Raw genomic sequence first — 306 nt, forward strand, 5'->3', positions numbered from 1 at the left:
CACGCATGCGCTTGTACTGCTTGGCATGGGCATAGCGGCCGACCTGCGTTGCCAGGCGAGGCGCCTCGCGGTTGTAGTTCTGGCGCAGGCTCAAGCCGTGGTCTTGCGCGAACTTGACCATGTGCTGTCGGCTGCGCTCGAGCAAGCGGCTGTCCGTGGGGTGGGCAATGGCCTTGGGCATCACCGTGGTGTCCACGATCACCTTGTCCAGGCTGGCGCGCTTGATCATGCCTGCGGCGCGGGCCGCCTCGATGGTCACGGCCAACAGCAACTCCACGCCTTCTTCACCAATGCGCTGGCGCCAGC

General features: G+C 65.7%; 1 pseudogene. It reads right to left on the reverse strand.

What is annotated here, in order from left to right:
- Nucleotides 1-306: pseudogene (locus ABG80_RS20750) on the reverse strand (IS5/IS1182 family transposase); the annotation flags it as partial.

The organism is Aquabacterium parvum (assembly GCF_001447195.1).
Taxonomy (GTDB): domain Bacteria; phylum Pseudomonadota; class Gammaproteobacteria; order Burkholderiales; family Burkholderiaceae_C; genus Aquabacterium; species Aquabacterium parvum.